This is a genomic window from Jhaorihella thermophila (assembly GCF_900108275.1).
GTDB lineage: Bacteria > Pseudomonadota > Alphaproteobacteria > Rhodobacterales > Rhodobacteraceae > Jhaorihella > Jhaorihella thermophila.
In genome coordinates this window covers 1-6,358 of sequence record NZ_FNVD01000045.1, presented here as the reverse complement: position 1 = coordinate 6,358, position 6,358 = coordinate 1, and the positions used below count along the sequence as shown (strand labels likewise).

Genomic DNA, 6,358 nt, shown 5'->3' with positions numbered 1-6,358 from the left:
TTCAACCGGGCGACGCCGGTGACGGGCCCGACTTATGTCGATGCCACCATCGCCGGCAAACGCCTGCGCCGGGGCGCGCGGCTGTGGACGGTGGCGGTGTCCACCTTCAAGGCCGAGACCTACCGCTTCCTGCGGCTGGCGCGGCCGACGGTCGAGGAACTGGCGGAAGGCGCCACATACCCGCCCGGCACGGTGCATCTGCCCGGCTGGGCGGATGCCGAATGGATCCGGCAGCTCGTGGCCGAGCAGTTGGTGACGGTCCGCAACCGGCGCGGCTTCGCCAGGCTCGAATGGCAGAAGATCCGCGAGCGCAACGAGGCGCTGGATTGCCGGGTCTACGCCCGCGCCGCCGCCTGGATCGCCGGCGCCGATCGCTGGGGCGAGGCGACATGGGCCGACCTGGAGGAGCAGGTGGGCATCAGGGGCACGGAACCGGACCGGGCCGAGGGACAGGCGCCCGCGGGCCGCATCCATCGCAAACCGGGACGGCGCGCGCGGCGCGTCTTCCGCTCGAGCTACATGGGGTGAGCCATGCTTGTCGATGACCTGATCGCCCGGCGCGAGGCGCTTCTCGAGGCGCGCTATCGCGGCGTGCGCACCGTCGAGGTGGAGGGACGGCGCATCACCTATGCCACGGACGCCGAGATGGCCGCGGCGCTCGCCGATATCGAACGCCGCATCGCCGATGCCACGGCCGGCCGGCGCCGGCGCATCGTGCGGGCCACTGCCAGCAAGGGGCTCTGAATGCGGCGCGCGCTCGGCCAGCTGCGCCGGCGGATCGGCGCCCTCGTCGGCGGCTTCGATGCCGTAGAGGCGCGGGCGGCGGCTCAGGCACTTCCAGCCCTCGCGCGCCCATCTCAACACGCTGATCGCGGCGGGCGGGGCCGACATCACCGCCCGCGCGCGCTGGCTCTCGCGCAACAACGGCTATGCGGTTAACGCCGTCGAAAGCTGGGCCGGCAACGTCGTGGGCGCCGGGATCAAGCCCTCCTCGCTCATCGCCGATGCCGAGATGAAGGCGCGGGTGCAAAGGCTCTGGCTCGACTGGACCGACGAGGCGGATGCCGAGGGTTTGACCGACTTCTACGGGCTGCAGCGGCGTGCCGCGCGTGAGGTGTTCATCGCGGGCGAGGTGTTCTTCCGCTTCCGCCCGCGCCGACCCGAGGACGGGCTGGCGGTGCCCCTGCAGCTGCAGATGATCCCTTCGGAGATGCTGCCGCTTTCCCGCAGCGAGCCCTTGCCCGGCGGCGGGGCGATCCGGCAGGGGATCGAGTTCGATTGGCTGGGCCGTCGCGTCGCCTATCACTTCCTGCGCCGCCATCCGGGCGACGTGACCGATCCGGGGCTGGCCGGCGAGACGGTGCGTATCCCGGCCTCGGAGATCGTGCATGTGGTCGATCCGGTCGATGCCGGGCAGCTGAGGGGCGTGTCGCGCTTCGCGCCGGCGGTGGCGAAGCTGTTCCTCCTCGACCAGTACGACGACGCCGAACTCGACCGGAAGAAGGTCGCGGCGATGCATGCGCTCTTCATCACCACCCCGGCGCCGGCCGAGGCGTTCGACGCCGCCGAGAGCGACGAGGACGGCGCGCGGGTGCTCGATCTGCAGCCGGGCAGCGTGACGATGCTGGCGCCCGGCGAGGAAATCCAGGCCTCGAGTCCCGCCGATGTGGGCCAGACCTACGAGCCCTTCCAGTATCGCACGCTCCTGCAGGTCTCGGCCGCGCTCGGGGTGCCGTATGCGTATCTGACGAATGACATGGTGCGCGCCAACTACTCGAACTCGCGGCTGGCGCTTCTGGAGTTCCGCCGGCGGGTCGAGGCCTACCAGCACGCGGTGATGGTTGACCCGCTCTGCCGCCCGGTCTGGGCGCGCTGGATGGACGGCCTGTCAGGCAAGAAGGGGTCGCAGGAAGTCTTTGAGGTCAGGCGCAATCGGATTCGCAAGATTCTGGGGAATCTTGTTTCCGAAGGATGAACTTTCTGGCGCGCCTTGGGTCTGAGCATGCTCTCGAATCCTGGAAAGAAGCGTTTTTCCAAGAATGACGTGCTGCTGCCCATGCGTCGAATACACACTTACCACATCGTGGTCCGATGCATGCGCAAGTTCTCCCTTCTCTGCGGGTTTCTTCAAGGGCGGCTGATTGCGGATTGTGTGGCGCTTGCTGTTTCGGCACTCAACGTCCGCATTTCCTTCCTTCGATTTCTGAACTGCCGCGTCCAACCATTCCGCCGCTGCAGCGGCGTCGGCGTCAAAATGCGCGGCAATCACCCTTGCATCGCACCAGTAGGCTTCAGTGTCGCTATGGCGCGTCAGCCAGACCTCGATTCCTTTCTCGCTATAATGGTCGGCGAAAACCTGGGCTTCGTTCGGCATCATGAAATCGCGATCTCGATGAAGGACAATCGTCATTGAGTCTCCAAACAATGCTTGCAAAGACGCGCACCCCTCCGGATCAAGCAACTTGCCCGAGCCATGCAGCGGCCAGATCGCAACCGCCCTTTCAAGATCGGGCCATTGAGAGAGGAGCAGCCGAAGATATTTCGTCTTCGAGTCCTCGGTTAGCAGGAGGATGCGTTTGTCCAAGAGGCCCCAGCCCATCATCTGCCGACCGGTCGTGTCGCCGTTCGGGTCGACATTTCCATCCCGCATCCAGATCACGCGCGCGTCGGCCGGCAGCGCCCGTACCACGGAAGGGCTGTGTGTGGTCAGAATGACCTGAGTGTCGAATTCACGCGCGGCCTCGGCCAGAATGTTGATCAGCTTCTCCTGTGTCGAGGGATGAAGATGCGCATCAGGTTCATCGACCAAAAGCAGAACCGGGCGAAAATAGATGAGATAGGCGAAGATCTGAATGACCTGCAGAAACCCGATACCCGCCAATTCCAGCGGCTTGAAGCGCTTCGGGTCGGCTTCTCGCATCTCGGCGGTCTGGAACTCCGCAACAATATGCGTATGCCTGTTCTCATCGAATTCGACCTTTAAGGTCAAGTCGCCCATCACACGCGAAACAAAGGACTGCAGCCGCTCAAGGTCGTCCGTCCCGCCGCCGTCCCTTTTCTGCATGAGGTGAAGAATATTTCGCAAGACAGTGTTTGCGTCGCCTGCTGCAGCCTGGCGGCGAACGATTACAGGTACGCGCTTTTCCTCTTCAAGTGATATTCCCGCCAGGCCAGGGATATAGGCGCTGATCTCGCGCTTTTCGGCCCGTATCTTTTGTATCAGTTCGTTTTCCGCCGGCAGGTGAACTTTGATCCCCTCGTTTCTCCCCGACTTTATCCAGGTTTTGGCTTTGAGGTGTTTATCTCCACCGCAGTCCGCCTTCATTTCAAGATCAAGTTGTGGCGAGCCGACCTTGTTGCCGTATTCTTGTCCGTGTCCGGCATTTCTGTATTGCCTTGTCGGCATGTAGAGGGCGTCCCGCTCGGAGATGGTCTCGCCGCCTTCCCTGCGAGGACGCACCTGCCGATGGGTAGCCGACTGCAACATCCAGTGCAGGGCCTGAAGGACGGAGCTCTTGCCGGAACCGTTCGCGCCGACGATGACATTGAAATCGGCAAGATCGAGCGTCGTGTCCTCGATCGCCTTGAAATTCCTGATCGTTACCTGCCGTAGCTTCACCGCTGCCTCCTTCCGCGCAATCTTGGGTCGCGTGGATGGAGGCGTCAAGCAACCAACGTGTGTTTGTGCGCCCCGCCCAACCCGTTCGACACGGGCGGCTACACGCTCGCGGAGATGACCGAGGCCATCAACATCCTGCCCAATGTCTACTCGCGCCTCGGGCAGATGGGCCTCTTCCGCTTCGAGGGCATCACCCAGCGTTCGGTGATCATCGAGCAGGCCGAGGGAGTGCTGAACCTCCTGCCCACCGTGCCCTTGGGCGGCCCGGCCACCGTCGCCGGGCGCGACACCCGCACCATGCGCTCCTTCACCGTGCCCTGGATCCCCCATGACGACGTGATCACGCCGCAGGACATCCAGGGGGTGCGGGGCTTCGGCGTGGCCGATGCCGCCGATCCGCTGGCCACCGTCATGGAGCGCAAGCTCACGCGGATGCGCATCAAGCACGCCCAGACACGCGAGTTCATGGAGGTGAATGCGCTGCGCGGCATCGTCCGCGACGGCGCCGGCGCCACGCTCTACGACTACTTCGCCGAGTTCGGCATCACCCGGCTCGAGACCGACTTCGTGCTGGGAACCGCCTCGACCAACGTGCAGGCGAAGATCCGCGCCGTGCTGCGCCAGGTCGAGACCGAACTCAAGGGCGAGACCATGTCGGGCGTGCTGGCGCTCGTCAGCCCTGAGTTCTTCGACAAGCTGATCGGGCACGCCAAGGTCGAGGACGCGTGGAAGTACTTCTCCTCCACCGGCGCCCAGCCGCTGCGCGAGGACACCCGCCGGCGTTTCCCCTTTGGCGGCATCGTCTTCGAGGAATTGGGCGCCACCGTCACGCTCTCGACCGGCGCGACCGAGACGCTGATCCCCGCCGGCGAGGGCATCGCCTTTCCGCTGGGGACTACCGATACCTTCGTCACCTACGGCGCGCCCGCGAACCTCGTCGAGACGGTCAACACCGTCGGCCTGCCGATCTACGCCCGCCAGCTCGCCCGGCCCGACGGCAGCGCCATCGACGTCAAGACCGAGGCCTCGATCCTGCCCGTGAACAAGCGCCCGCGGCTTGCAGTGCGGATCTTCTCGAGCAACTGATGAGCGTCTTTGCCGCGGCGGTGGAGGCGCTCTTCGCCGATCCGCATCTCGGCCGCAACGTGGTCTACACCGCCGAGGGCGGCGCGCCCGTGCTGGTGCGTGCCATTCTGCGGCGGCCGGACGAGGTGACGGGCCTCGGCGAGGCGCGTCTCTGGTCGGAGACCACGCGACTGGACTTGCGCGTGGCCGAAGTTCCAACGCCACGCCCCGGCGATCGGATCGAGATCGACGGCGAGGCGTTCCTGATCCAGGGCGAGCCCGTCCGCGACCGCGAACGGCTGGTGTGGACCGTCGATTTGCGCCCGGCGTGACCTGCAATAAAGCTGCAGCTCGACATCACCCCCGATATCGTCGTGGCCATGGCTGCCGAGGTGAAGGCGGGCGAAAAGGCGGTCACAGCCGCCATGCGCGAGGCCGGGACCGGGCTCAAGACCGCCTGGCGCGGTCAAATCACCGGCGCGGGGCTCGGGCGGCGGCTCGCCAACTCGATCCGCAGCCAGACCTACCCGAAGGCCGGCGAAAGCCTGAACGCTGCCGCTCTGGTCTGGTCCAAGGCGCCCGTCATCGTCGGCGCCCATGACACCGGCCCGCTGATCCGCTCCCGCGACGGCTTCTGGCTGGCAATTCCACTTCCCGCCGCCGGCAAGGGGCGGCGCAGGGCGAAGCTGACCCCCGGCGAATGGGAACGGCGGAGGGGAATACGCCTGCGCTTCGTCTATCGCCGGCGTGGCCCGAGCTTGCTGGTGGCCGACGGGCGGCTCAACACCAAGGGCCTCGGTGTCGCCTCCCGCTCCAAGACCGGCCGGGGCCGCGCCACCGTCCCGATCTTCCTGCTGGTCCCGCAGGTCAAACTGCCGAAGCGGCTCGATCTGGACCGCGATGCCGAGCGGGCGCTCGACAGCGTGCCGGGGCTGATCGTGGCGAAGTGGGTCGAAAGGCGAGTGCGATGATATCGAACCTCCTCCGTGAGCTACCAGCCGTTGGCAATATCAATCTTGGCCTTAATCATGTCTTTGAGTTCGGCAATCGCATCGGCAACAACGCCCGCCGGCCCAAGCGCCGCTTTAATTGAACCCACGACGGCGTTCACCATATCCAGAATGTACTTCAGTGCCTTTCGCAGCCCTCGGCGCAGCTGCTCGCTGAGAGCCTCGAGAACTCCGAATTTGGCCGAGAGGCTTCTGCCCGTCAGGCCGGTATCTTCCAAATTGGCATTGTAGATGCCTTCCGATGCGCGCTCGAAGTAGCCGCGTTCTTCGGTATCGGCCAACGCACCATCGATCAGTCCGCGCTCCGCTCCAAGGTCTGGCCTGAAGTCAAACCCTTCAACAGTTTCGCGCACAATGCTTCGCAAAAGAGTCCTGAGTTGATCGAGGAACTCTTGGATCAGAGACACAGGGCCTTCAAGAGCTCGCTGCTCACGTTCAGCAAATGAAAACGGCATAGGTCACCTCCCAAGTTCAATAGAGCCATGTCACTCACCGGAACAAACCTACCACATTCGTGCGCGAACCAGACTACGGGTTCTGGCTGCGCGCTCCAATGCTCCGGCTTAAAGGTAAGCGTTGCTCCGACCCCACCTTCCTTGTGAGCGTGTGATCTGCGAGTCCCTGTGCGGTGTAGTTTGGCAGGGATTTTCTCCATGGAGCGCTC

Annotated in this window: 7 protein-coding genes and 1 pseudogene; 6 read left to right on the top strand and 2 right to left on the bottom strand. The window is 64.7% G+C overall.

The features are described from left to right. From C4S70_RS18095 to C4S70_RS18085, 3 genes and pseudogenes are all read left to right on the top strand, one after another. A partial coding sequence (locus C4S70_RS18095) for a terminase gpA endonuclease subunit (RefSeq protein WP_200822814.1) occupies nucleotides 1–528 on the top strand: 528 nt, incomplete at its 5' end. Nucleotides 529–531: 3 nt separating this feature from the next. Next, nucleotides 532–744: a phage head-tail joining protein gene (locus tag C4S70_RS18090; RefSeq protein ID WP_104009482.1), complete on the top strand. Its 213-nt coding sequence runs from the start codon at nucleotides 532–534 to the stop codon at nucleotides 742–744. Continuing rightward, nucleotides 745–1,882 (top strand): annotated as a pseudogene (locus C4S70_RS18085) (phage portal protein); the annotation flags it as partial. A gap of 6 nt (nucleotides 1,883–1,888) precedes the next feature. On the opposite strand, the gene C4S70_RS18575 reads toward C4S70_RS18085, so the two are convergent. After that, nucleotides 1,889–3,619, bottom strand: a complete 1,731-nt coding sequence (locus C4S70_RS18575) for an AAA family ATPase (RefSeq protein ID WP_160114912.1) — start codon at nucleotides 3,617–3,619, stop codon at nucleotides 1,889–1,891. A gap of 114 nt (nucleotides 3,620–3,733) precedes the next feature. Here C4S70_RS18575 and C4S70_RS18065 point away from each other — a divergent pair, with 114 nt between their 5' ends. The 3 genes from C4S70_RS18065 to C4S70_RS18055 are packed head-to-tail and all read left to right on the top strand — an operon-like array spanning nucleotide 3,734 to nucleotide 5,655. Next, nucleotides 3,734–4,705, top strand: coding sequence for a major capsid protein (locus C4S70_RS18065; RefSeq protein WP_200822815.1), 972 nt, complete (start codon nucleotides 3,734–3,736; stop codon nucleotides 4,703–4,705). Beyond that, complete coding sequence (locus C4S70_RS18060; protein WP_104009478.1) at nucleotides 4,705–5,016, top strand: head-tail joining protein; 312 nt, start codon at nucleotides 4,705–4,707, stop codon at nucleotides 5,014–5,016. Before C4S70_RS18065 ends, C4S70_RS18060 begins: the two co-directional genes overlap by 1 nt. A 6-nt stretch (nucleotides 5,017–5,022) precedes the next feature. Continuing rightward, nucleotides 5,023–5,655: a DUF6441 family protein gene (locus C4S70_RS18055; protein WP_104009477.1), complete on the top strand. Its 633-nt coding sequence runs from the start codon at nucleotides 5,023–5,025 to the stop codon at nucleotides 5,653–5,655. 20 nt (nucleotides 5,656–5,675) lie between these two features. Here the strand turns inward: C4S70_RS18055 and C4S70_RS18050 are convergent, their stop codons facing one another. Continuing rightward, nucleotides 5,676–6,149, bottom strand: a complete 474-nt coding sequence (locus C4S70_RS18050) for a hypothetical protein (protein WP_146064269.1) — start codon at nucleotides 6,147–6,149, stop codon at nucleotides 5,676–5,678. Nucleotides 6,150–6,358: the final 209 nt, after the last annotated feature.